25 protein-coding genes are annotated in these 22,258 nt (G+C 42.0%); 17 read left to right on the plus strand and 8 right to left on the minus strand.

Going from position 1 to position 22,258, the window contains the following annotated elements:
- Positions 1–14 precede the first annotated feature (14 nt).
- The 5 genes from panB to yjgA are packed head-to-tail and all read left to right on the plus strand — an operon-like array spanning position 15 to position 3,350.
- Positions 15–824, plus strand: coding sequence for a 3-methyl-2-oxobutanoate hydroxymethyltransferase (gene panB / locus AC4CUX_RS10525; protein ID WP_419380890.1), 810 nt, complete (start codon positions 15–17; stop codon positions 822–824).
- A gap of 3 nt (positions 825–827) precedes the next feature.
- A complete protein-coding gene (panC, locus tag AC4CUX_RS10530; protein WP_004979164.1) occupies positions 828–1,670 on the plus strand; it encodes a pantoate--beta-alanine ligase in 843 nt (280 codons plus the stop codon).
- 26 nt (positions 1,671–1,696) lie between these two features.
- Positions 1,697–2,548, plus strand: a complete 852-nt coding sequence (gene rapZ, locus AC4CUX_RS10535; protein WP_004692298.1) for an RNase adapter RapZ — start codon at positions 1,697–1,699, stop codon at positions 2,546–2,548.
- Complete coding sequence (locus AC4CUX_RS10540) at positions 2,545–2,814, plus strand: HPr family phosphocarrier protein (RefSeq protein ID WP_010325935.1); 270 nt, start codon at positions 2,545–2,547, stop codon at positions 2,812–2,814. The genes rapZ and AC4CUX_RS10540 overlap by 4 nt, the downstream gene beginning before the upstream one ends.
- A 2-nt stretch (positions 2,815–2,816) precedes the next feature.
- Entirely contained in the window at positions 2,817–3,350 is a 534-nt protein-coding gene (gene yjgA / locus AC4CUX_RS10545) for a ribosome biogenesis factor YjgA (RefSeq protein ID WP_004979168.1), read from the plus strand.
- 77 nt (positions 3,351–3,427) lie between these two features.
- Here the strand turns inward: yjgA and AC4CUX_RS10550 are convergent, their stop codons facing one another.
- Complete coding sequence (locus AC4CUX_RS10550) at positions 3,428–5,071, minus strand: acyl-CoA synthetase (RefSeq protein ID WP_419380896.1); 1,644 nt, start codon at positions 5,069–5,071, stop codon at positions 3,428–3,430.
- Positions 5,072–5,580: 509 nt separating this feature from the next.
- Here AC4CUX_RS10550 and thrS point away from each other — a divergent pair.
- Complete coding sequence (thrS, locus tag AC4CUX_RS10555; RefSeq protein ID WP_419282563.1) at positions 5,581–7,503, plus strand: threonine--tRNA ligase; 1,923 nt, start codon at positions 5,581–5,583, stop codon at positions 7,501–7,503.
- A 5-nt stretch (positions 7,504–7,508) separates the two neighbouring features.
- Positions 7,509–8,060, plus strand: a complete 552-nt coding sequence (gene infC / locus AC4CUX_RS10560; protein ID WP_078425166.1) for a translation initiation factor IF-3 — start codon at positions 7,509–7,511, stop codon at positions 8,058–8,060.
- Positions 8,061–8,120: 60 nt separating this feature from the next.
- Here the strand turns inward: infC and AC4CUX_RS10565 are convergent, their stop codons facing one another.
- Positions 8,121–8,573 (minus strand): Hsp20 family protein, encoded by a 453-nt coding sequence (locus AC4CUX_RS10565; RefSeq protein ID WP_004692288.1) that lies wholly within the window; start codon positions 8,571–8,573, stop codon positions 8,121–8,123.
- Positions 8,574–8,897: 324 nt separating this feature from the next.
- Between AC4CUX_RS10565 and AC4CUX_RS10570 the strand changes: the two genes are divergently transcribed.
- The 3 genes from AC4CUX_RS10570 (at position 8,898) to AC4CUX_RS10580 (ending at position 10,357) form a co-directional block, all read left to right on the plus strand.
- Positions 8,898–9,518: a glutathione binding-like protein gene (locus tag AC4CUX_RS10570; RefSeq protein ID WP_419380889.1), complete on the plus strand. Its 621-nt coding sequence runs from the start codon at positions 8,898–8,900 to the stop codon at positions 9,516–9,518.
- A 115-nt stretch (positions 9,519–9,633) separates the two neighbouring features.
- Complete coding sequence (locus AC4CUX_RS10575; protein WP_419380888.1) at positions 9,634–9,927, plus strand: hypothetical protein; 294 nt, start codon at positions 9,634–9,636, stop codon at positions 9,925–9,927.
- 1 nt (position 9,928) lies between these two features.
- A complete protein-coding gene (locus AC4CUX_RS10580; protein WP_114836797.1) occupies positions 9,929–10,357 on the plus strand; it encodes a YqaA family protein in 429 nt (142 codons plus the stop codon).
- Between the two features lie 106 nt (positions 10,358–10,463).
- Here the strand turns inward: AC4CUX_RS10580 and AC4CUX_RS10585 are convergent, their stop codons facing one another.
- Positions 10,464–11,195, minus strand: a complete 732-nt coding sequence (locus AC4CUX_RS10585) for an energy transducer TonB (RefSeq protein ID WP_114836798.1) — start codon at positions 11,193–11,195, stop codon at positions 10,464–10,466.
- A gap of 104 nt (positions 11,196–11,299) precedes the next feature.
- Positions 11,300–12,553 (minus strand): MFS transporter, encoded by a 1,254-nt coding sequence (locus AC4CUX_RS10590; protein WP_114836799.1) that lies wholly within the window; start codon positions 12,551–12,553, stop codon positions 11,300–11,302.
- A gap of 221 nt (positions 12,554–12,774) precedes the next feature.
- On the opposite strand from AC4CUX_RS10590, the gene rpmI reads away from it, so the two are divergent.
- The 4 genes from rpmI (at position 12,775) to AC4CUX_RS10610 (ending at position 14,386) form a co-directional block, all read left to right on the plus strand.
- Entirely contained in the window at positions 12,775–12,969 is a 195-nt protein-coding gene (rpmI, locus tag AC4CUX_RS10595) for a 50S ribosomal protein L35 (RefSeq protein WP_004278281.1), read from the plus strand.
- An 11-nt stretch (positions 12,970–12,980) separates the two neighbouring features.
- Entirely contained in the window at positions 12,981–13,340 is a 360-nt protein-coding gene (gene rplT / locus AC4CUX_RS10600) for a 50S ribosomal protein L20 (protein ID WP_004692276.1), read from the plus strand.
- A 152-nt stretch (positions 13,341–13,492) separates the two neighbouring features.
- Complete coding sequence (locus AC4CUX_RS10605) at positions 13,493–14,044, plus strand: P-loop NTPase family protein (protein ID WP_114836800.1); 552 nt, start codon at positions 13,493–13,495, stop codon at positions 14,042–14,044.
- 129 nt (positions 14,045–14,173) lie between these two features.
- Positions 14,174–14,386: a KOW domain-containing RNA-binding protein gene (locus AC4CUX_RS10610; protein WP_078388714.1), complete on the plus strand. Its 213-nt coding sequence runs from the start codon at positions 14,174–14,176 to the stop codon at positions 14,384–14,386.
- 61 nt (positions 14,387–14,447) lie between these two features.
- Here the strand turns inward: AC4CUX_RS10610 and AC4CUX_RS10615 are convergent, their stop codons facing one another.
- A complete protein-coding gene (locus AC4CUX_RS10615; RefSeq protein WP_078388713.1) occupies positions 14,448–15,464 on the minus strand; it encodes a hypothetical protein in 1,017 nt (338 codons plus the stop codon).
- Positions 15,465–15,621: 157 nt separating this feature from the next.
- Here AC4CUX_RS10615 and pheS point away from each other — a divergent pair, with 157 nt between their 5' ends.
- From pheS to AC4CUX_RS10630, 3 genes are all read left to right on the plus strand, one after another.
- Positions 15,622–16,602, plus strand: coding sequence for a phenylalanine--tRNA ligase subunit alpha (gene pheS, locus AC4CUX_RS10620; RefSeq protein WP_004979194.1), 981 nt, complete (start codon positions 15,622–15,624; stop codon positions 16,600–16,602).
- A gap of 137 nt (positions 16,603–16,739) precedes the next feature.
- Entirely contained in the window at positions 16,740–19,121 is a 2,382-nt protein-coding gene (pheT, locus tag AC4CUX_RS10625) for a phenylalanine--tRNA ligase subunit beta (protein ID WP_419380886.1), read from the plus strand.
- Positions 19,118–19,414, plus strand: coding sequence for an integration host factor subunit alpha (locus tag AC4CUX_RS10630; protein WP_004649746.1), 297 nt, complete (start codon positions 19,118–19,120; stop codon positions 19,412–19,414). Before pheT ends, AC4CUX_RS10630 begins: the two co-directional genes overlap by 4 nt.
- A 140-nt stretch (positions 19,415–19,554) precedes the next feature.
- On the opposite strand, the gene AC4CUX_RS10635 is transcribed toward AC4CUX_RS10630, so the two are convergent.
- The 3 genes from AC4CUX_RS10635 to trxA form a co-directional block, all read right to left on the minus strand.
- A complete protein-coding gene (locus tag AC4CUX_RS10635) occupies positions 19,555–19,812 on the minus strand; it encodes a hypothetical protein (protein WP_005400740.1) in 258 nt (85 codons plus the stop codon).
- A gap of 411 nt (positions 19,813–20,223) precedes the next feature.
- Positions 20,224–21,492 carry a transcription termination factor Rho gene (gene rho / locus AC4CUX_RS10640; RefSeq protein WP_004692266.1) on the minus strand — a complete coding sequence of 423 codons (1,269 nt, stop codon included), beginning with the start codon at positions 21,490–21,492 and terminating at the stop codon, positions 20,224–20,226.
- A 330-nt stretch (positions 21,493–21,822) separates the two neighbouring features.
- A complete protein-coding gene (gene trxA, locus AC4CUX_RS10645; protein WP_004692264.1) occupies positions 21,823–22,149 on the minus strand; it encodes a thioredoxin in 327 nt (108 codons plus the stop codon).
- Positions 22,150–22,258 lie beyond the last annotated feature (109 nt).

Raw genomic sequence — 22,258 nt, forward strand, 5'->3', positions numbered from 1 at the left:
AAAGGAATAGTTTGATGATTAGTTTAAATGACTTAAGAAAATTTAAAGCAGAAGGTCGCAAATTTTCCTGCCTGACTTGCTATGATGCAAGTATGGCAAAGGCAATGGAACTTGCTGAAATTGATACCATTTTAATTGGCGATTCGCTCGGTATGGCCATTCAAGGTCGTGATTCCACTTTGCCTGTTACAGTTGAAGATATGGCTTACCATACCGCAGCTGTACGCCGTGGTAACCAGCATGCCTTGATCATGACTGACTTACCGTTTATGAGCTATGCCACCTTAAATGATGCTTTGCAAAGCTCAAAAGTAGTGATGCAAGCGGGCGCGCAAATGGTCAAAGTCGAAGGTGGAGCATGGCTGGCTGAAACGGTTCAGGTTTTGACACGGACCGGTATTCCTGTATGTGTACATTTAGGTTTAACCCCACAGTCTGTACATGTGTTTGGTGGCTATAAATTACAAGCACGTACACGTGAAGCGGCAGACCAACTGATTGCGGACTGCCAAGCGGTGGTTGATGCGGGCGCTGCGGTGCTGTTATTAGAGTGTGTGCCTGCGCAGCTCGGCAAAGAAATTAGTGAGTTGTTCCCACATGTACCTGTCATTGGCATTGGCGCAGGTGTGGATACCGATGGTCAAGTCTTGGTGGTACAAGACATGCTTGGACTGACTTTTGGTCGTGTTGCAAAATTTGTGCGTAACTTTATGAAAGAACAAGCAGGGGAAACGGCAATTTTGGATGCGTTCAAGGCATACCATGCAGCGGTGCTAGATAGCTCATTCCCTGCAAAAGAACAAACATTCCAAGTCGAGCTGTAAAACATGAAAACTGAAACCACGATCCAAGGCCTATCAGCATCATTGAACCCTGCGCGAACGGCTCGAAAAAGTATTGGTTTCGTCCCGACCATGGGCAACTTGCATCAGGGGCATTTGAACCTTGTACGCGAAGCGAAAAAACTCTGTGATGTGGTTGTAGTCAGCATTTTTGTGAATCCGATTCAATTTGGACCCAATGAGGATTTTGACAGTTACCCACGCACCTTGGAACAAGATCAGCGCTTGTTGGCCGAGGTTGGTTGTGACATCGTGTTTGCACCATCGGTTGAGCAAATGTATGGCAACAGTCCACGTTTGACCAATATTACTGTTTCAGATATCACCAATGATTTGTGTGGTCTACAACGCCCAGGTCATTTTGATGGTGTCGCTGTTGTGGTGACGAAACTGTTCAATATTGTGCAACCTAATTTTGCTTTCTTTGGTGAAAAAGACTATCAACAGTTGGCTGTGATTCGTCAGTTTGTTCGTGATTTGAATATGCCGCTTGAAGTGATGGGTGTGGCAATTGCACGTGCAGAAGATGGTTTGGCTTTAAGTTCACGTAATGGTTATTTAAGCGAAGAAAACCGTCAAAAAGCACCGACCATTTATCAAAGTTTAAAAGCTGCAGAACAGTCGCTACAAACTGGTACCGCTTTAGCTGATGTGTTAGCAAATATAAAGGCGACATTGACACAGGCTGGTTTTGTTGTGGATTATGTGGAAGCACGCACACCTGCATTGCAGAAATTGGATGCGTTTGACCAAGATGTGGTGCTTTTTGTTGCGGCAAAACTCGGGGCAACTCGTTTAATTGATAACTTGAAAGTGAAACATATTTAGTCAAGCTCACCTCTCAAAGGATTAAGATGAAGCGCATTTTAATTGTTACAGGACAGTCTGGTTCGGGTAAATCCTCTGCATTACAAGTATTGGAAGACCTCGGTTATTACTGTATTGATAATTTGCCTTTGGCCTTACTCCCAGAGATTGTGGCTAAACTGGATCGGGAAAATAACCTTGAGCAATTGGCGCTTGGTGTGGATGTACGCAGTACACGTGCAGATTTGCAAGAATTCGATTTGGTGTTTGAACAATTGCAAAGGCATGGTACGGTCGATATTATTTATTTGACCACACGTGACCAAGAGCTGATTGCGCGCTTTAGTGCTTCACGTCGTCCACATCCGTTGGCGACACGCTTTCAAAGTTTGAATCAGTGCATTCAAGAAGAGAAAACCCTTTTATTGCCGATTAATTTGCGCTCAACTGTGCATATTGATACCACCGATAAAAGTGTGCATGATTTAAAGCATACCTTGCTGTCAAAATTGGGGCAGTCAGATAACCTGATTTTGATTTTGCAGTCTTTTGGCTTTAAACACGGTATTCCGTTGGATGCTGACTATGTGTTTGATGTTCGACATTTACCCAATCCCCATTGGGATTTAGAACTGAGGAAGTATTCAGGACTAGATGCTCCTGTGCAAAAATTTTTGGAACAAAGTGAGCAAACGCACGAAATGTTCCAAGATATTTATAAGTTTTTAGATAAATGGTTACCAGCTTTTGCTGAAGGGCATCGTCACTATATGACCGTGTCAATTGGTTGTACGGGTGGGCAGCATCGCTCTGTATATATTGTGGATAGACTAAAAAAAGCCCTTGAGGCAAAATGGTCTATTCAGGTCCTCCATCGAGAAATGAAGCACTGGGCATGATTGACACAACTGTTGACGTAATTAATAAACTAGGGTTACATGCGCGTGCATCTGGCAAGCTCATTGAAGTGACCACCAAATTCCGTTCTTCAATTCAAATTGGAAAAGGAGACAAATTGGTGGATGCCAAAAATATTATGTCCCTCCTGATGCTAGGCGCAGGAAAGGGCACCACTTTACGCTTGGTGCTTGAAGGCGCAGATGAAGAACAAGCTTTATCTGAGATTCAGGCACTATTTGCAGCAAAATTTTACGAGGCAGATTAATCGTGGCACGTCGACCGCATAGTTTTACTGAAGAAGACTTTGAATCTTTAGAAGGACGTGCAAGTAAAACTGAACAGAAAAAAGCCGTACAACGTATGGCATCTTTGGGTTCTCAACTTGCAGAGTTGAACACTAAACAAATTCAAAACTTACCTGTTGAAGAGCGTTTGATTGAAGCCCTTTTGGATGTGAAACTAATTACATCAAATGAAGCTCGTCGTCGCCAATTTTTACGCATTGGGAAGTTGTTGCGTAATGAAGATGAAACGGTGATTTTGTCTTATTTGACACCGCAACAAGGCGCGAAAAAAACTGCTCAATTACAGCGTTGGGTTGATCGTATGATCAAAGATGGTGATGTGGTCATTAATGAGTTTTCCAAAACTTATAATGCCGCGGAACGTCATACCATTCGTCAGCATGTATTGCGTATTCACCGTGATATCAAACAGCAGGCTGATGAAGAACAACTTAAAGCTTCACGTTTGAAGTTGTTTAACTACATCCAGCAAGTGGCTTTAATTTCAGATAATTAAGTCATTTAGACATAAAAAAAGCGACCTTAACGGTCGCTTTTTTTTGAGAATATTTGCTTGTATAGACTGCTGAATGTTTAGCTAAACTCGCCCGTTGCACGCTCTTTGGCCCAATCGCGTAGAACAAATTTCTGTAACTTGCCTGTCGACGTTTTTGGAATTTCTGTAATCACTACATCTTTCGGTACTTTAAAACGTGCCAGATGTTGCTTACAGAATTCAATGATTTCCTCAGGTGTGATTTCTTTACCTGCTTTGAGCTCAATAAATGCACAGGGCACTTCTTGCCAGCGAGGATCGGGTTTCGCGACCACCGCAGCCGTTAAAATAGCAGGATGTTGATAGAGGATTTCTTCAACTTCTAGTGATGAGATATTTTCACCTCCAGAAATAATGACATCTTTAGAGCGGTCAGTAATTTTGGCATAGCCATCGGGTTGGCAGACTGCAAGATCGCCTGTATGAAACCAACCACCTGCAAAGGCTTCTGCGGTCGCTTCAGGGTTTTTGAGATAACCTTTCATCACAATGTTGCCACGGAACATAATTTCGCCCATGGTCTGACCGTCATGCGGTACAGGTTGCATGGTATCTGGATCAAGGACTTTCATGCCATCTTGCAGTGGGTACGGTACACCTTGGCGTGAGTGCAGTTGCGCTTGTTCTTGAATCGATAAGTCTGACCAACCTGCTTGAGAGGCACAAAGCGCAGAAGGACCATAGGTTTCAGTGAGACCGTAGACATGGGTGACATTGATGCCAATATGACGCATGCCCTCAATAATTGCAGCAGGCGGTGCAGCACCTGCCACCATCACTTCAACGCGATGCTCAAAGTGAACCCGTTGCTCTTCAGGGGTATTGATCAGCATTGATAACACAATCGGCGCACCGCAGAAATAATCGACTTTGTGTTCAGCGATGAGTTTAAAAATGAGTTCAGGGTCAATTTTACGTAAACAAATGTTGGTGCCACCATTGGCTGCCATAGTCCATGCAAAGCACCAACCGTTGCAGTGAAACAGGGGGAGGGTCCACAAGTAGGTCGCACGTGGTGTCATGCCGCAAGCAATGATGTTACTGGCTGCATTGATATAAGCGCCACGGTGGTGATAAACCACGCCTTTTGGGTTGCCTGTGGTGCCAGAGGTGTAGTTAAGGCTAATGGCATCCCATTCATCTTGAGGTAAATGCCATTCAAAGTTGTCATCGCCTTCGGTTAACCAGTCTTCATACTCGATTTGCCCAATCGGGGCTGCAAAACAGTTTTCGTACTCAGCATCATCTACATCAATCACGAAAATATCGCGTCCGACCAAAGCCAAGGCTTCTTGTGCAACCGATGCAAACTCTGGATCCACCAATAAGACTTTGGTTTCTGCATGATCAAGCATAAATGCGATGGTTTTGGCATCTAAGCGCGTGTTCAATGTGTTGAGGACAGCACCTGCCATTGGGACTGCAAAATGTGCTTCGATCATTGCAGGGACATTGGGCAGCAAAACAGAGACAGTATCGTTTTTTGTGATTCCCAGTTTTTGTAATTGTGAGGCAAATTGGCAGCAGCGAAGGTAAGTTTCACGCCATGAAATATGGCGGTGCCCATGAATGATGGCATCTTGATGAGGGTAAATATAAGCAGCTCGTTCTAAATAACGCAGCGGTGACAAAGCCACAAAGTTTGCGGGGGTTCTTGGTAACTCATCATAAGCACTCACCATGTTGATCACTCCAGATTCAGTATTATTTTTCCATTGATTAAAAGATATGCATTTTTCAGCCATCTTGCATTTATGCTTTAGTCGAGTTGCTCTTTTTAGATGAATTTATTGAATTTTTTTTGTTTAGTTTATCTAAACTGAATCTATGGATTCTGTGCGATATAAACCCTTTTAGTTAGATTTTAGCCTGCTTTTTAAGCAAAATGTGTATGCTTGTGTTGCTGTATTGTTCAATAAAAAGTGACCGATAGAGTCATTATAAAATGTAGCGATAAGGATTGCGGCACATCAATTCCCTCATTTTAGTGATGCTGTGGGACTGGCAAATAAATTCAAAATGCGCTGAAACGTGAATTTTATAGGGGAAAAGGTTTAATCCTGTGGATAACACGTGTAAAATTCGACTGATTTTATTTATCCACCGTTTTTATCTTTTGAGGTTTTACCTCGATCATAATCTCGCGGTGATATGCTCCATGGTACGGGGCATCACTCCTTAAGGATTTTTTATGCCAATTATCACTTTGCCAAATGGCGATCAAAAACAATTTGATCAAGCTGTATCTGTGATGGACGTTGCACTGAGCATCGGTCCGGGTCTTGCGAAAAATACAGTTGCAGGAAAAGTCGATGGTCGTTTAGTCGATGCATCTGACTTGATTACCACGGATGCCAGCCTTCAAATTATTACGCCTAAAGACGAAGAAGGTGTCGAAATCATTCGTCACTCTTGCGCTCACTTGGTGGGACATGCGGTTAAGCAATTGTTCCCTGAAGCGAAAATGGTGATTGGTCCTGTCATTGAAGATGGCTTCTATTACGATATTTTTAGCGCAAAGCCATTTACGCCAGAAGACATGGTAGCCATTGAAGAGCGCATGAAAAAGCTCATCGATCAAGACTATGATGTCATCAAAAAAATGACACCACGTGATGAGGTGATTGCAGAATTCACAGCGCGTGGTGAAGATTATAAATTACGCTTGATTGCAGACATGCCTGAAGAAACAGAAATGGGCTTGTACTACCATCAAGATTATTTGGATATGTGCCGTGGTCCACACGTGCCAAATACTAAATTTTTAAAAGCATTCAAGTTGACTAAAATGTCAGGCGCTTACTGGCGTGGCGATGCGAAGAATGAACAGTTACAACGTATTTATGGTACAGCGTGGGCAGACAAAAAACAGCTTGCAGCGTATATCAAACGTATTGAAGAAGCTGAAAAGCGTGACCACCGTAAAATTGGTAAAGCTTTAGACCTGTTCCATATGCAAGAAGAAGCACCAGGTATGGTGTTCTGGCATCCAAACGGTTGGACCATTTATCAAGTGCTTGAACAATACATGCGCAAAGTACAACAAGATAATGGTTACCTTGAAATTCGTACCCCGCAAGTGGTTGATTTCACGCTTTGGGAAAAATCAGGCCATGCTGCAAACTATGCAGATGGTATGTTTACGACGCATTCAGAAAGCCGTAACTATGCAATTAAACCGATGAACTGTCCTTGTCATGTACAAGTGTTCAACCAAGGTTTAAAATCATACCGTGATTTGCCAATTCGTTTGGCTGAGTTCGGTTCGTGTCACCGTAACGAACCATCAGGTTCACTGCACGGCATTATGCGCGTGCGTGGCTTTACCCAAGATGATGCACACATTTTCTGTACCAAAGAACAAATTGGTCAAGAAGTGGCTGACTTCATTCAACTGACTTTAGATGTATATAAAGACTTTGGTTTCGAAGAAGTACAAATGAAGTTGTCTACACGTCCAGAAAAACGTGTGGGTGATGATGCACTTTGGGATATGGCTGAAAAATCTTTGGCAGATGCTTTGGATGCTGCAGGCTTGGAATGGGAGTTGCAACCGGGCGAAGGCGCGTTCTACGGCCCGAAAATTGAATTCTCACTGAAAGACTGCTTAGGTCGTGTGTGGCAATGTGGTACAATCCAGTGTGACTTTAATTTGCCTGAACGTTTAGAGGCATCTTATGTCACTGAAGACAATGATCGTGATCAGCCTGTAATGTTGCACCGAGCAATTCTTGGTAGCTTTGAACGATTTATTGGTATACTTATTGAGCACTATGCAGGCTTTATGCCACCATGGTTAGCGCCAGTGCAAGCTTGTGTCATGAATATTACTGACTCACAAGCTGCTGCAAGTGAACAGGTCGTCGCAAAACTTAAAGAAAACGGTCTCCGTGCGATTTCAGACTTGAGAAATGAGAAAATCGGCTTTAAGATTCGTGAACGTACATTAGAGCGTATTCCTTACTTACTGGTACTTGGGGATCGTGAGGTAGAGGAAGGTACAGTGAACGTGCGTACCCGCTCAGGAACAAATTTGGGTACTATGTCAATCGACGCTTTCGTTGACCTAGTAAAAGCAGCCGTTGCCGAACGCGGCCGGTACATTGTGGAGTAACAGCGATTAAACAGCCTGACCGTAATCAACAGGGCGGTAACAAATCAAACCGTCCTGCTTTGAATGATGAAATTCGTGCGAAAGAAGTCCGTCTTGTAGACGAAAATGGTGAGCAAAAAGGTATTGTTAGCTTGGCAGAAGCATTACGCGCTGCTGAAAGTGTTGAGCTTGATCTTGTTGAGATCGTAGCAAACGCTGAACCGCCTGTTTGTAAAATCATGGACTTCAACAAGCATTTGTTTGATCTAAAGCAAAAGCAGAAAGAAGCGAAGAAAAAACAGCATCAAGTACAGGTGAAAGAAATCAAACTCCGCCCGGGTACTGATGTTGGTGATTACAACGTAAAACTACGTGCAATTACTAAGTTCCTTGAAGAAGGCAACAAAGTAAAAATTACTCTTCGTTTCCGTGGTCGTGAAATGGCGCACCAACAGCTTGGTTTGGCTCAACTTCAAAAAGTTGAAGCAGATGTGGCTGACTTGGGCGTAGTTGAACAAGCACCGAAAATGGAAGGTCGTCAAATGGGTATGTTGCTTGGTCCTAAAAAGAAAAAGTAATGATCCATTGATCTTAAAAAAAGCACTGCCTATGCAGTGCTTTTTTTATTTTGTTGATTACTATGCCGAAGTGTTTTCAGTTGTTAATTTCTTTTGTCCGATTGGAATTCGGCATGGCGCTTTTTCTTCTGGAACAATCCGTCGTAGCTGGATGGTGAGTAAACCATTTTCATAATTGGCCTCTTGTACTTCAATGTGTTCATCTAAACGTAAAGATAATTTAAATGAGCGCTGTGTGATGCCTTTATGCAAGAACTCAGCATGATTGTCTTTGGTCTGATCAGCATGTTGACCTGAAATATTAAGTACCTGATTTTCTAAGTCAATCGCGAGCTCATCTTGGTTAAAACCAGTCGCAGCTACGACAATGCGGTAGTGATCATCACCGACTTTTTCAATATTGTACGCAGGATAATGTGGTGCTTCACTGAGCATTGCATGATCAAACAAATCGTTTAAACGGTCAAAACCGATACTACGACGGAATAATGGCATTAAGCTTAAATTACTCATTGATAAAACCTCCACTATTAGGAAAAGTGATATAAATAAGCAACCTATGCGACTCGATTAGCATGGTTGTCACAGCAATAATCGGTGTGGATGTTTGCTGTACTTTTAATATTTGGATGCTCTATGAAATTTCAAGATTAAAAAATAAGATTTTTTTTAAAATTCTCTTTGGTTGATAATTATTCTATTTATATGAAGCTAGTCTTGCATATTTTAAGATTTCAATTTCAGTTTAACCTAATGTTTCTAGGCTGGAATCATGTTATAAACAGTATCAAACCTCGACAATATGAACTAAAACGAGAAAAGTAACAGGATAACCACATGATCGATTTGTACTATTGGGGAACACCCAACGGACATAAAATTAGCATCGCATTAGAAGAGATGGGTTTGGAGTATCAAGTCTTTCCCATCAATATTTTAGAAAATGATCAGTTCCAACCCGACTTTCTACGCATTTCACCCAACAATAAAATCCCTGCGATTGTGGATCAAGATGGTCCCAAAGGTGAAGCCATTTCTGTGTTTGAGTCAGGGGCGATTTTGCAGTATTTAGGGCGTAAAACAGGGCAGTTTTATCCAAGCGATGAACAGTCTCGTGTTGAGGTTGAGCAGTGGTTAATGTGGCAAATGGGTGGCTTCGGTCCAATGCTTGGACAGAACCATCACTTTAGTAAATTTGCTCCCGAACGTATTGCGTATGCAACTGAACGCTATGTCAATGAAACTAAGCGCTTGTATGCTGTACTAGACAAGCAGCTTTTTGGTCAAAACTATGTGGCTGGTGAGTATTCGATAGCGGATATGGCAATTTTCCCATGGATTTTGCGTTATGAATGGCAACAAGTTGACATAAATGACTATCCAAATGTGAAGGCTTATATGGAGCGTATTCAAGCGCGTCCTGCAGTTCAGCGTGCGTTGGCGCTTCAAGTGAATTAGTTACAGAAGCGCTGACTTGAACTGTGTTAAGCTTAGCACCTTCAAGGTATAAGCCATTCTTTAAAGCCACCGATGGGTGGCTTTTTTGTTGAAAGGTTGTTTGGACATCAGTGTAATGAAAAAAGAGTTTTTTCTCAATTTAACCCGTATTATTGAAGCGAATCCTAAAATCTATCTCAGTATTATTGTGGGGGTTGCGGGATGTTTGGTGCTATTTGTAGCTGAAGCGGTACACATTCAAAAAATCATTGAACTGCTGAATACCAAAGATCAGGCGGTACTTCGAGCCGCAATTGAACCGATTGCTGATAAGTATTCATGGTCGCGTTGGTCTTTGTTGATTCTGGCATTGATCTGGTCAGGTTTTGCCTATAGCTCAACCAAGAAAAAGCTGGGTTTAAAATCATAAAATGATGTGGGCCTTAGGACTACTTTTCCTTTCTGCTTTTGGAGCAGCGACACTGCTGCCGTTACAGTCAGAAGCAGTCTTGGTGGGATTGTTGGCTCAGATGCAGTACCCAGTGTGGTTATTGGTAGCTGTCGCCAGTCTAGGCAATATTCTAGGTAGCTGTGTGAATTGGTGGCTCGGCTTGAAAGTTGAACAATACAAAAATAAAAAATGGTTTCCCGTCTCAGAGCAAAAGATGTTGCAGGCGCAGGGTATTTATCAAAAATATGGTTTTTGGTCTTTATTGCTCAGTTGGATTCCCATCATTGGTGATCCGATTACCCTCATTGCAGGATTACTCAAAGAAAACTTTGTTCGTTTTGTCGTGATGGTGAGTATTGCGAAAATCGGACGCTATCTTTTTGTGTATTGGATGTTTAGTCAGTTCTAATTATTTTCAGAGACCAACTAGCCACATGCTTATATGTGCTGAATGGGTTTAAAGTTTATCTAGAGAGATGACACGAGTGAGTAAAAACTCGTGTCATGCTAAATTCTTAACGACAAGCATTTAGATCGAATTCAATCGCATCTTTAAATTTAGACTTTTTATAGAGCCACAGTGTACTTGCCGTGCGTTTAACACTGACTTTGCTGTTTGCAACGGCTTGTAAAACTTGTTGATCAAGCTCGTAAATACCTGAACCTTTGATAATTTTAGGCTTCTTGATGTTGCCGTGTTTATCGGCTTTAAAGCTAAATTTAATTTGACGGTCATGACCATTCAACTGCGTTGAATCTAGCGCAAGCGTAGGTTGAGCCTGATATTGAAAAGGCACTTTTTGCTGCTGTTGTTGCGCACGCCAGTTCTTTGAGTCAAAGCTATAGTTACATGCTTCGACATCATCTGGAGTTAAGTTTAAATTAAAAACTTGATAACCAATGACAGCTAAAGCGGTGTCGTCTTCTATAAACGGTTTTACTTTGGCTTGAAGCACAGCATTCACCAATTTTTCATCCAAAGCTTTGAGCCCAGTACTTTCCTGTACGGTGGCTTTGGTTACATCACCTGTTTCATCTGCATACACACGAATAATTGCTGCACGGTTTTGTTGATTTAAATCACTATTTTTATATTGGGGTTTGGGAAAATCTACCCATTGAATACGCGTGGTCAAATGCGCCGATTGAGCTGAACTTTTTTGAATGGTGAGTTCTAATGGTGGCTGAGCTGCATGACTGAGATGAAAAGGCAGTGTCGATAATGCGAGCAAGAAGAGTGGTTTCATATGATCGATTTCTTTTATAACGCATCCAGTGCGCATGACTTAAATAATTGTTGCGAGTATTTCCTGAATTAGAAAGACTCGCAAGTTATATTGTTAAATTAAAACTATTTTTGCTCGACTTGGGTGATGTCTACACCAAATAAGTCTTTGGTTTTAGCCCAACTGAGTGCGACCACCAAGAGCGTCATGCTGCTGCCAAAAACCGTTGCAATCACAGGGCCTAAATATTTTGCTGCAAGACCTGACTCAAATGCCCCCAGTTCATTGCTACTCGACACAAACATGCCATTTACCGCTGCAACACGGCCTCGCATATTCTCAGGAGGGTAAATTTGTAAAATAGTCTGACGAATTACCACTGAAATACTGTCACATGCGCCCGTCATAGCAAGAGCAAATAAAGATAGCCAGAGATAGTTTGAGTATGCGAACAATAAGGTGAATAGGCCAAAACCTGCAACAGCAAGCAGCATATTGCGCCATGCATGTCGGGTGGGTGGAAAACGTGTCAGCGCAATCATGGTGATGAGTGCACCAATCGAAGGTGCTGCCCGTAAATAGCCCAATCCTTCAGGCCCAATTTTCAAAATATCTTCAGCAAAGATCGGGAGCAAAGCAATCACACCACCAAACAGTACCGAGACTAAGTCGAGTGAGATGGCCCAGAGGACAATTTTAGTTTTAGCAATAAAGCGAAAACCTTCACCTAAACTTTGTAGTACACGTTCCGTTTCTATTTTAGGAAAAGTGCGTTTGCTTAAAAGATTGACGAGTAAGAAACATAGGCTGAGCAGTACCGCTACACTGATTAAACTGGTTTCACGGCCTAAAAATGCCAGCATAAATCCACCGAGCATCGGGCCAATAATCACACCGCTTTGCCAACCGATGGTGGTCCATGTAGCACCATTGGCATAAATTTCCCGAGGAATTAAAAAAGGTTTGAGTGATGTTGCAGATGGGTTATAGAACCCCCGAATTGTTCCTAGGCCAAAGATCACGGCATAAACACCCCATGACAGGGTGGAGAGTTCAATTTGCTTTAAGCCATAAGCATGAAATAAACCCCATAAAACCAAGGGCAGTGGAATGGCAAAGAATAAGCAGATTTTCATGATGGTTTGCTTATTAAAGCGATCTGCAAAATAACCGCCCCATAAGGAGAGCGCAATAAAGGGGATTGCTTCTGCCAGACCAATCAAGCCTAGAGTGAGTGGGTCTTTGGTGATTTTATACAAAGAATACGCCACAATAATTTCCTGAATTAAAATGGCAAGCGTCAGGCAAAATTGATTGAGTGTAACAAGAGAAAAGTCTCGGTATCGGAGTGCGGCAAAAGCATCCTGTGTAGCGTTCATAAGGGAACCGTATGGAATGGATGAGGCATTATACGACTTGGACTAAACCACGGTTATAAATTCATCGCTTAAAGCTTATCGGGAAATAAACTAAGCTTGCTTTTATTGTTGATTATTTGCTTTTGTTTTAGACAAAGTTCGATTAGAATATTCGCTCCCTTACCTGCAGGTCGTTTTGCAATGGTGCAAACGTTCCGAACAGGTGTTCAAAAGAGGTTGTTATGCCTAAGATGAAAACTCGCCGTGGTGCAGCTAAGCGTTTTAAAGCTACTGCTAACGGTTTCAAGCGTAAACAAGCGTTCAAACGCCACATTTTGACCAAAAAATCTGCTAAGCGTATTCGTCAATTACGCGGCTGTGTAATGGTTCACGTGAGTGACGTTGCTTCAGTTCGTCGTATGTGCCCATACATCTAAGGAGATTATAAATGGCTCGTGTAAAACGTGGTGTACAGGCTCATCGCCGTCATAAAAAAATTCTTGCTCGTGCTAAAGGTTACTACGGCGCTCGTTCACGCGTATATCGCGTAGCGTTCCAAGCAGTAATCAAAGCGGGTCAATACGCTTACCGTGACCGTCGTCAGAAAAAACGTCAATTCCGTGCTCTATGGATTGCGCGTATTAATGCTGGTGCTCGTCTAAATGGTTTATCGTACAGCCGTATGATCGCTGGCTTGAAAAAAGCTCAAGTGATTATCGACCGTCGCGTACTTGCTGACATCGCTATGCATGACGCAGTCGCATTTGCTGCTTTAGCTTCTAAAGCTAAAGATGCATTAGCTGCATAAGTCTTTAAGACTTAAAGAAAGACCGCTTTTTAGCGGTCTTTTTTATGGCCGATTATTTTTTGAATCAAATTTTTTATGGGTCAAAGGTGAGACTGTGATACAACCATAATTACATATGATAAGAAAGACCGCATCAGCGTTAGGCCAGTACAATGAAAAGAATCAATGTCGTAGGAACTTCTGCTACAGGAAAATCTACATTTTCCAGAGCTTTGGCCGAAAAGTTAGATTTGCATTATATTGAGTTGGATAATTTGTTTTGGTTAGACGACTGGCAAGAATGTCCCGATGAGGTGTTCTTTGCCAAGATTGAGTCGGAAGTACAAAAGGCGACACAGGGCTATGTGATCGATGGTAACTATACCCGCGCCATTCCTGTGAAATGGGCGGAAATTGATACTGTCATTTGGTTGGACTTACCGTTTCCAGTCAATCTTTACCGTTCTGTGAAGCGTGCGGTTCAGCGGGCATGGGCGCAACAGGATTTATGGGAAAACTCGAATAATCGGGAAAGCTTGCTACGGATGTTTGGTCGGGACTCGATTATTTGGTGGATGATCAAAACACATGCTAAAAACCGACAGAAATACTTAAAAATGATGCAGATGCCTGAATATCAACATATACAGTGGATTCATTTAAAGACACCAAAACAGGTGAGTCGTTTTTTAGACCAGTTGGCTGTTGAAAAGCATAACGTTTAAATAAAAAAATATCAGTGCATACTCAGCGATCAAGATGAATTGTTAAGCTTTAGTTACATAAATCTGCTTTAATCTCAAAGGTGGTCGATGCCTAATAAATAAAAAGATTAAAAAGAAAAGGAGCAGGATATGCTTGCAGAAATTACTGGGATGGGACAGGGAAGTATTACGGTGGAATTAGAAATGATTCCCAGAAAAGGCGAGTCAGTTAAAATTATGTATGGACCTGATGCGGAGCTAGAAGGCGAGGTGGTTTCAGTTAATCATTATATTAATCAACATGCCAATCAGCATAAGGTACAAATCAAGATTCGGCCCTTCAATCTTCTAATTACTGCCTAAAGAAATTGAATCCATAAAAAAGCGCTCATTGAGAGGAACGCTTAGATATCTCGGTAATAACTTATAAGCCAAAATAATAGCCAACTAGGCAGATCAAAATCGTAATCACGATTAAAGCAAACACCCCAGTTTTCCCCGATTTATGGTGTATTTCATGAGGCTTGCTCTCTATCGCACTTAATTTAGGTGTTGGATGATTACGTGCATCCAGTGGTGTAGTTGTGTCTTTGGGTGTGAGCTGCGCGGTTTGATAGTGATTGGCCACTTTTACGATAAATTTGGTACTTAAATCATCAATCTTTTGCTCAAAATGACGTAAGTTCAATTGCTCATCTGGCGTGAGTACTTGGCCTTCTGCATTATAAGGATGTTGAATCTTAGTCTGGATCAATGCTGATAGTGTATCTAAACGATACAGCGTTTGGTGTGCATAATCAGCAGCGTAATCTGTTGGTAAAAGAGCGAGACGGTGGACTGCATCTGTGGCATCTTGTTGCCCATAGTAAGGTAAGTTTGCCGTCTCTGGCTCTACTAAATCTTGTGCAAATGGCGCACTAAATAGTTCTTGTTCGGTAAAGTTCTCGATTTCATCCCATTTCGGCGTTTGTAAATCCGCTTCAATGCGTTTGCTGAGTTTGTGATTCAGTTCAAAACGCCATAAATTTTCGCTACGGATTGAGCTTTGTTGTGCCTTTGGAACTATAAAATCATGTTCAGCGCTGTACCACTCAGCCAGTTCTTTACCAAAAATCCAAGCAGTTTTTTGCTGTGCTTGATGGCTCACAATAATATGTGGTGTAGCGAGGAGTTCAATATTTGAGTTGGGGTTCTTTTCATCTGCTAGCAATGTTGAGCTATGCAGACTGAGCTGTTTGACCCCTTGTTTTTTTAAGGCTTCAAGCCATACCTGAAAATGCTGAGCCAGTAAATGTTGGCTATTTAGGTCACGGAACTGAAAGCAATGTCGGTCAAAAATGGCATGTTCTAACCAACGTTGGAAACTTAGGTTGTGGCGTAAATATTCATTGCCATAAGTCACTAAAGTAAGTTGTTGTTGCCAAATAGGATCAAGCGACATCGTTTGTTGTTCTCTTCTGTGATGGCCCTATCTTAACCTGATTATAAAACCATGTACTAAACAAATTTTCCTGATCGTAGAGCTTCATCAACGTGCTTAAAAACTGATAGAATATGGGGTTTTATTAATTTTATAAATTGTTGCTTTGAGAGTTACTATGTCACTGGAAGCCCTGACCACTGAAGCGCTTGCTGCGATTGCAGCAGCAGAGGACCTTGCTACACTCGATCAAGTACGAGTGCAGTTTACGGGTAAGAAAAGCCAGCTCGCTGAGCAATCAAAAGCTTTAGGTAAAATGGACCCTGAAGAGCGTAAAAATTTTGGTGCGCAAATTCATGCAGTCCGCGAAGCGATTACCGGTGCTTTAACTGAACGCCAAACACAATTACAACAAGCGGCGTTGGCGCAAAAACTTGCAAGTGAAACGGTGGATATTACTTTACCGGGTCGTGGTCAAACGATTGGTAGTATTCACCCCGTTACTCAAGTACAAGAGCGTATTTGTCAGTTCTTTACCAAAGCGGGCTTTGTGATTGAAACTGGGCCAGAAGTTGAAGATGACTACCACAATTTTGAAGCTTTAAATATTCCAGGGCATCACCCTGCGCGTGCAATGCACGATACATTCTATTTCGATGCGACACATTTGTTACGTACCCATACTTCTGGTGTGCAGATTCGTACCATGGAAACCCAGCAACCCCCGATTCGTATTGTATGTCCAGGTCGTGTATACCGCTGTGACTCTGACCAAACGCATTCGCCAATGTTTCATCAAATTGAAGGTCTGTATGTCGCTGAAAATACCAGCTTTGCAGAACTGAAAGGTTTGTTGGTTAATCTGTTAAACGAATTCTTTGAAAAGGATTTAAAAGTGCGTTTCCGTCCATCTTATTTCCCATTCACAGAGCCAAGTGCTGAAGTGGATATTATGGATGAGCGTGGTAAATGGTTAGAAGTGCTTGGTTGTGGCATGGTACATCCAAATGTCTTGCAGGCAGCAGGGATTGATCCTGAAAAATACAAAGGCTTTGCTTTCGGTCTGGGTGTGGAACGTTTTGCGATGCTTCGTTATGGCATCAATGACTTACGTATGTTCTACCAAAACGATGTGCGTTTCTTACGCCAATTTGCTTAATAGTTTAAACAGTTATTTTAGAATTATTGAAATCCCCCTAAATCCCCCTTTATAAAGGGGGACTGGTCTACCTAAAACGGTGGTGTGTTTTCCTCTCTTTAAAAGAGGGGTTAGGGGAGATTAAGGACATTGAATTTATGAAAATTAGCGAAAATTGGTTGCGTACATGGGTTAACCCAGCCGTTGATAGCAATACTTTATCTGATCAACTGACCATGTTGGGTTTAGAGGTTGATGATTTATCACCTGCGGCAAAACCGTTCACTGGCGTGGTTGTTGGTGAAGTGTTGACGGTAGAACAACATCCTGATGCAGACCGTTTACGTGTGACCACGGTGAATATTGGTTCAGGGGAACCTTTACAAATTGTTTGTGGTGCACCGAATGTTCGGGTTGGTATGAAAGCCCCTGTGGCAACCATTGGTGCTGTGCTTCCAGGCGATTTCAAAATCAAGAAAGGCAAACTTCGTGGCATTGAATCACAAGGTATGCTATGTGGTGCGTCTGAAATTGATCTAGAAGATAAAATTGATGGTCTTTTAGAGTTAGCCGTTGATGCACCCGTAGGTGCGGATATTCGTGAATATTTAAATTTAGATGATCATGTGATTGATATCAGCATCACGCCAAACCGTGGTGACTGTTTCAGTATTCGTGGTATTGCCCGTGAAATTGGGGTGATTAACCAACTGACTGTGACTGCACCTGAAATTAATGCCGTTGCTGCGAGCATTGCTGATGAGAAAAAAGTTGTGGTGAGCACTGAAGGCTGCCCACGCTATTTAGGTCGTGTAATTAAAAATGTGAATACCAAAGCAGCAACCCCAGAGTGGATGGAACGCGCTTTGGTTCGCTCAGGGATTCGTCAGCACAGTATTTTGGTTGATATTACTAACTATGTACTGATGGAGTTGGGTCAACCGCTACATGCTTTTGATGCGGCAAAAATTCAAGGTTCAGTTCAAGTTCGTCAAGCGAATATGGCGGAGAAATTGGTTTTACTGAATGAACAAGAAGTTGAGCTCAATGAAAAAGTCATGGTGATTGCGGATGATGGAAAAGCATTAGCGATTGCAGGCATCATGGGTGGCTTGTCTTCATCTGTTACCGATGAAACCCAAGACATTTTCTTAGAGTCTGCATTCTTTGCTCCATTAGCCATTGCAGGCCGTGCCCGTAGCTTTGGCTTACATACTGATGCATCACAGCGTTATGAGCGTGGCGTGGATTTTGAACTCCCAATGCTCGCGATGCACCGCGCATCACAATTGATTGCAGAATTGGCGGGTGGTGAGTTCGGTCCGATTACGACTGCGGAACAAGCGGCTGTTTTACCGAAGCGTGAAGCGATTGAGCTAGAACAAGTACAAGTGGATCAATTGCTCGGTTATCGCGTAGATGCTGCATTTATTGCGGATGCTTTAACCCGTTTAGGTTGTGCTGTGACGGTTAAAGCAGAAGGTCAGTGGTCTGTGGTGCCGCCTTCACACCGTTATGATATGGCAATCTACCAAGACCTGATTGAAGAAGTTGCGCGTATTCATGGTTATGACAATATTCAAATCAGTTTGCCAAAAATTGAAGCGCAATTGGCGCAATATCAAGACCAATTTGAAATGGCTCAGCTTCGTCAAACCCTCGTGACTTTGGGTTATCAAGAAGCGATTAGCTTTAGCTTTGCAGACTTAAAGCTTGAGAAGCAACTCAATGCGGCTGTGAATCCTTTGGCTTTGGCTAACCCAATTTCAAGCGATTTAGCGGTGATGCGTTCAACACTGCTCTCTAGTTTGATTCCTTGTGTGCAATACAACGTAAACCGCCAACAAAGTCGTGTACGTTTCTTTGAACTAGGCTTACGCTTTGACTATCAAGACGCTGAATCTATTCATGATTTGAAACAAATTCCTACCCTTGCAGTGATTGCAACAGGTGCAAAAACTTCAGAAACTTGGCATGCTAAACCTCAAGCTATGGATTTCTTTGATTTCAAAGGTGAAATTGAAGAAGTATTGGCAGCAGGTCGTGTGCAAGTAGACTATGTTCGTTCTGAGCGTAGCTGGTTGCATCCAGGACAGTCTGCTGAGGTTTTAGTCGATGGTCAATCTATTGGTTACTTTGGTCGATTACATCCATCTTTAGAAGATGCATTGGATTTGAGCACAACTTGGGTGGCTGAACTTGATCAATCGGCTGTTTTGCAAACTTATGTATCTAATTTTACAGAATTATCACGTTTTCCGTCGGTTAGACGTGATATTGCGCTTTTAATTAGTGATAAGATAAATGTAAGTGAAATTCAGCAACTTATCGAAAAAACAGGTGGTGAGCTTTTAGACTCGACTTGGTTATTCGATGTGTACACTGGGCAAGGTGTTGAAGACGGTAAGCGCTCATTGGCATTTGCACTTCTTTGGCAACATCCATCACGTACGCTCGAAGATGCTGAAATTAAATCCGGTATGGATCATATTTTACAAGTGTTGGAAAACACTTATCAGGCGACATTGAGGGCTTCATGACAGCATTAACAAAAGCGGAAATGGCTGACCATTTAAGTGAGCTCACGAGTTTAAACCGTCGTGAAGCTAAGCAAATGGTCGAGTTGTTCTTTGACGAGATTAGCCAAGCGCTAATCTCTGGTGAGCAAGTTAAACTTTCTGGTTTCGGTAACTTTGAGTTGCGTGATAAACGTCAACGTCCAGGTCGTAACCCGAAAACGGGTGAAGAAATTCCGATTTCTGCACGCCGTGTAGTGACCTTCCGCGCAGGGCAGAAATTCCGCCAGCGTGTGGGAAATGAGCAGATCGATTGATCTGCTTTTTTTTGCTTAAAATTTTGGGTGATCGTTTGGCTGATTCAATTTTTGCAAAATAATAGAATGTCGTTTTTTGATAAAATTTGAGCATAAAAAAAGAGAGCCACAGGCTCTCTTTTTGACTAATCTCTAAGAGATTAGTGAGCTTTAGCTTCAGAAGCAGCAGCAACAGTAGCTTCAGAAGCAGCAGCAGTAGCTTCAGAAGCAGCAACAGTAGCTTCAGAAGCAGCAGCAGCAGCATCTACAGCAACTTCAGATGCAGCTTCAACAGCTTCAGATGCAGCAGCAACTTCAGATGCAGCTTCAGCAGCAGGAGCTTCTTCTTTCTTAGCACAGCCAACGAAAGCTAAAGTAGTAGCAACTGCAGCAGCAATAGCGATTTTTTTGAATAACATGGCATCACTCTCTAAAATATGAGATTAAAAAAAACCGACGTTAGTCTGTTGTATGCTTTTATTGTTCCTAATTTTGCTAGGGACTAACAATGCAGGAGCAGCCTAACTGGTCTGCAAATATGCTATCACTGCGCATTTTGAATTGCTACTAGCTGGGATGAAAAAAGTGATAAAAAAGGTCTAAAAACAGGGCTTTTTTAACAGAAAATAACAATCAATGATGAGGTTTGTATTGGAGAAGTACTAAATAAACATTTAAAAAGATGAAGGTTTTTTATTTCAAATTTTTATTTATCAAAAACTTGCAAATAAGTTTACAGAGAATGAGATGAAATGTTGCTTTGTGTAAGCTAAGTCAACCAAATAAAAAGGCTGTCGTTAAGACAGCCTTTTTAGGTGAAGCAGGTCGGATCAACTGGTTGCTTTACGCTTCATTTGATCAAAGAAATCATCGTTGGTTTTAGTTTCTTTCATACGATCAAGTAAGAACTCCATTGCTGCAAGTTCATCTTGGGTATGAAGTAGTTTACGTAAAATCCAAACCTTACGTAGATTGTCTTCAGACATTAGACGCTCTTCGCGACGGGTGCCAGACTTTTTGATATTCATCGCAGGGAAGACACGTTTTTCTGCAATACGGCGATCCAGTGTAATTTCTTGGTTACCTGTACCTTTAAATTCTTCGTAGATTACTTCATCCATTTTACTGCCAGTTTCAATCAGGGCTGTAGAAATGATAGTTAGTGAGCCACCTTCTTCAATATTACGTGCCGCACCGAAGAAACGCTTAGGGCGTTCCAGCGCATGTGCATCCACACCACCAGTTAAAACCTTACCAGATGAAGGCACAACCGTGTTGTAAGCACGTGCTAAACGGGTAATGGAGTCAAGCAGAATCACAACATCTTTCTTGTGCTCAACCAAACGTTTTGCTTTTTCAATCACCATTTCAGCCACTTGAACGTGACGAGCAGGAGATTCATCAAACGTTGACGCAATGACTTCACCACGAACAGTACGTTCCATTTCGGTCACTTCTTCAGGGCGTTCATCAATGAGAAGAACGATCAGGAAGCACTCAGGGTTGTTACGCACGATCGACTGAGCGATGTTTTGTAACAACATGGTTTTCCCCGCTTTTGGTGGCGCTACGATAATTGAACGTTGGCCTTTACCGATAGGTGCAACCAAGTCAACTACACGTGCAGTTAAATCTTCTGTCGTCCCGTTACCAAGTTCCATCACCAATTGTTCGGTTGGGAAAAGTGGTGTTAAGTTTTCAAACAAGATTTTGTTACGTGAGTTTTCTGGCGTGTCGTAGTTAATTTGGTTCACTTTTAACAGTGCAAAATAACGTTCGCCTTCTTTGGGAGGGCGAATGGTTCCCGTAATGGTGTCACCAGTACGTAGATTGAAACGACGAATTTGAGATGGGCTAACATAAATGTCATCTGGGCCTGCAAGGTAAGAACCCGCTGCAGAGCGTAAGAAGCCGAAGCCATCTGACAGAATTTCCAAAACGCCATCCCCAAAGATCTCTTCGCCATTCATCGCATGGCGCTTTAAGATGGCAAAAATAATGTCTTGCTTACGGTTACGAGCCATTCCTTCGAGGCCCATAAATTCAGCAATTTTGATGAGTTCGCCAATCGGTTTTTTCTTGAGTTCGGTTAAATTCATAGGAGGTCAGATAAGAATCAAAAATTCTAAATTACAGGATGAAAAGGAAGCAACATTTAGCCGCAGACATGCAATGAAGTAACGCAATTGTATTTGAACTATAACAATTCAGAGTACTGATTCATTGTTTGAAGAGAAACGTGTCAAAACAATTTGTATTGCCGAGCGGCGATCTTATGTGTTGTGTCTTTTAAGAAAATGACAGGATTGAATAATCCTTTATCTCTTGATCATGCAATATAAGAGAGAAAGACAGACTTGTCAATTTATAGCCGAAAAAAATACGCTGTTGTTTAGGCAGCGTATTTCATTTTCAATCTAAACGGATGCTTAAATGTTTTCTTCAATGAAAGCAGTCAATTTCGATTTTGGTGCAGCGCCCACTTGTTGAGCAACAACTTCACCATTTTTGAACATAAGTAATGCAGGAATGTTGCGGATGTTATAGTTCACAGCCGTTGCTTCGCAAGAAGTTACGTCAACTTTAACAATCTTCACTTTACCTTCGTATTCGTTCGCCAATACTTCTAATACAGGTGCAATTGCTTTACATGGCGCACACCAGCCTGCCCAGAAGTCAACAAGCACAGGAACGTCTGATTGAAGTACATCAGCGTCGAAGTTTGTATCAGTTGTATTTACGATATTGCCAGACATGGATAGCTCCAGTTTCAATTTTTGGATAGTTTTATGGCTAATAGTATGTCATAGCCAGCTATCACTGAGTAGATGGATTACTAAATTTTCAACCTTTAGTTTGAATTTG

This window comes from Acinetobacter sp. 231_lipA, assembly GCF_058243005.1.

Excerpts from the sequence above, each read along its gene's own strand:
- AC4CUX_RS10590 (WP_114836799.1), bottom strand. The coding sequence starts at position 12,553 with ATGAACGCTACACAGGATGCTTTTGCCGCACTCCGATACCGAGACTTT.
- AC4CUX_RS10605 (WP_114836800.1), top strand. The coding sequence starts at position 13,493 with ATGAAAAGAATCAATGTCGTAGGAACTTCTGCTACAGGAAAATCTACA.
- AC4CUX_RS10635 (WP_005400740.1), bottom strand. The coding sequence starts at position 19,812 with ATGTTATTCAAAAAAATCGCTATTGCTGCTGCAGTTGCTACTACTTTA.
- rho (WP_004692266.1), bottom strand. The coding sequence starts at position 21,492 with ATGAATTTAACCGAACTCAAGAAAAAACCGATTGGCGAACTCATCAAA.
- AC4CUX_RS10580 (WP_114836797.1), top strand. The coding sequence starts at position 9,929 with ATGATGTGGGCCTTAGGACTACTTTTCCTTTCTGCTTTTGGAGCAGCG.
- AC4CUX_RS10575 (WP_419380888.1), top strand. The coding sequence starts at position 9,634 with ATGAAAAAAGAGTTTTTTCTCAATTTAACCCGTATTATTGAAGCGAAT.
- panB (WP_419380890.1), top strand. The coding sequence starts at position 15 with ATGATTAGTTTAAATGACTTAAGAAAATTTAAAGCAGAAGGTCGCAAA.
- pheT (WP_419380886.1), top strand. The coding sequence starts at position 16,740 with ATGAAAATTAGCGAAAATTGGTTGCGTACATGGGTTAACCCAGCCGTT.
- rapZ (WP_004692298.1), top strand. The coding sequence starts at position 1,697 with ATGAAGCGCATTTTAATTGTTACAGGACAGTCTGGTTCGGGTAAATCC.
- AC4CUX_RS10540 (WP_010325935.1), top strand. The coding sequence starts at position 2,545 with ATGATTGACACAACTGTTGACGTAATTAATAAACTAGGGTTACATGCG.
- pheS (WP_004979194.1), top strand. The coding sequence starts at position 15,622 with ATGTCACTGGAAGCCCTGACCACTGAAGCGCTTGCTGCGATTGCAGCA.
- AC4CUX_RS10630 (WP_004649746.1), top strand. The coding sequence starts at position 19,118 with ATGACAGCATTAACAAAAGCGGAAATGGCTGACCATTTAAGTGAGCTC.
- AC4CUX_RS10585 (WP_114836798.1), bottom strand. The coding sequence starts at position 11,195 with ATGAAACCACTCTTCTTGCTCGCATTATCGACACTGCCTTTTCATCTC.
- AC4CUX_RS10570 (WP_419380889.1), top strand. The coding sequence starts at position 8,898 with ATGATCGATTTGTACTATTGGGGAACACCCAACGGACATAAAATTAGC.
- AC4CUX_RS10565 (WP_004692288.1), bottom strand. The coding sequence starts at position 8,573 with ATGAGTAATTTAAGCTTAATGCCATTATTCCGTCGTAGTATCGGTTTT.
- rpmI (WP_004278281.1), top strand. The coding sequence starts at position 12,775 with ATGCCTAAGATGAAAACTCGCCGTGGTGCAGCTAAGCGTTTTAAAGCT.
- trxA (WP_004692264.1), bottom strand. The coding sequence starts at position 22,149 with ATGTCTGGCAATATCGTAAATACAACTGATACAAACTTCGACGCTGAT.
- thrS (WP_419282563.1), top strand. The coding sequence starts at position 5,581 with ATGCCAATTATCACTTTGCCAAATGGCGATCAAAAACAATTTGATCAA.
- AC4CUX_RS10550 (WP_419380896.1), bottom strand. The coding sequence starts at position 5,071 with ATGGTGAGTGCTTATGATGAGTTACCAAGAACCCCCGCAAACTTTGTG.
- panC (WP_004979164.1), top strand. The coding sequence starts at position 828 with ATGAAAACTGAAACCACGATCCAAGGCCTATCAGCATCATTGAACCCT.
- rplT (WP_004692276.1), top strand. The coding sequence starts at position 12,981 with ATGGCTCGTGTAAAACGTGGTGTACAGGCTCATCGCCGTCATAAAAAA.
- AC4CUX_RS10615 (WP_078388713.1), bottom strand. The coding sequence starts at position 15,464 with ATGTCGCTTGATCCTATTTGGCAACAACAACTTACTTTAGTGACTTAT.
- AC4CUX_RS10610 (WP_078388714.1), top strand. The coding sequence starts at position 14,174 with ATGCTTGCAGAAATTACTGGGATGGGACAGGGAAGTATTACGGTGGAA.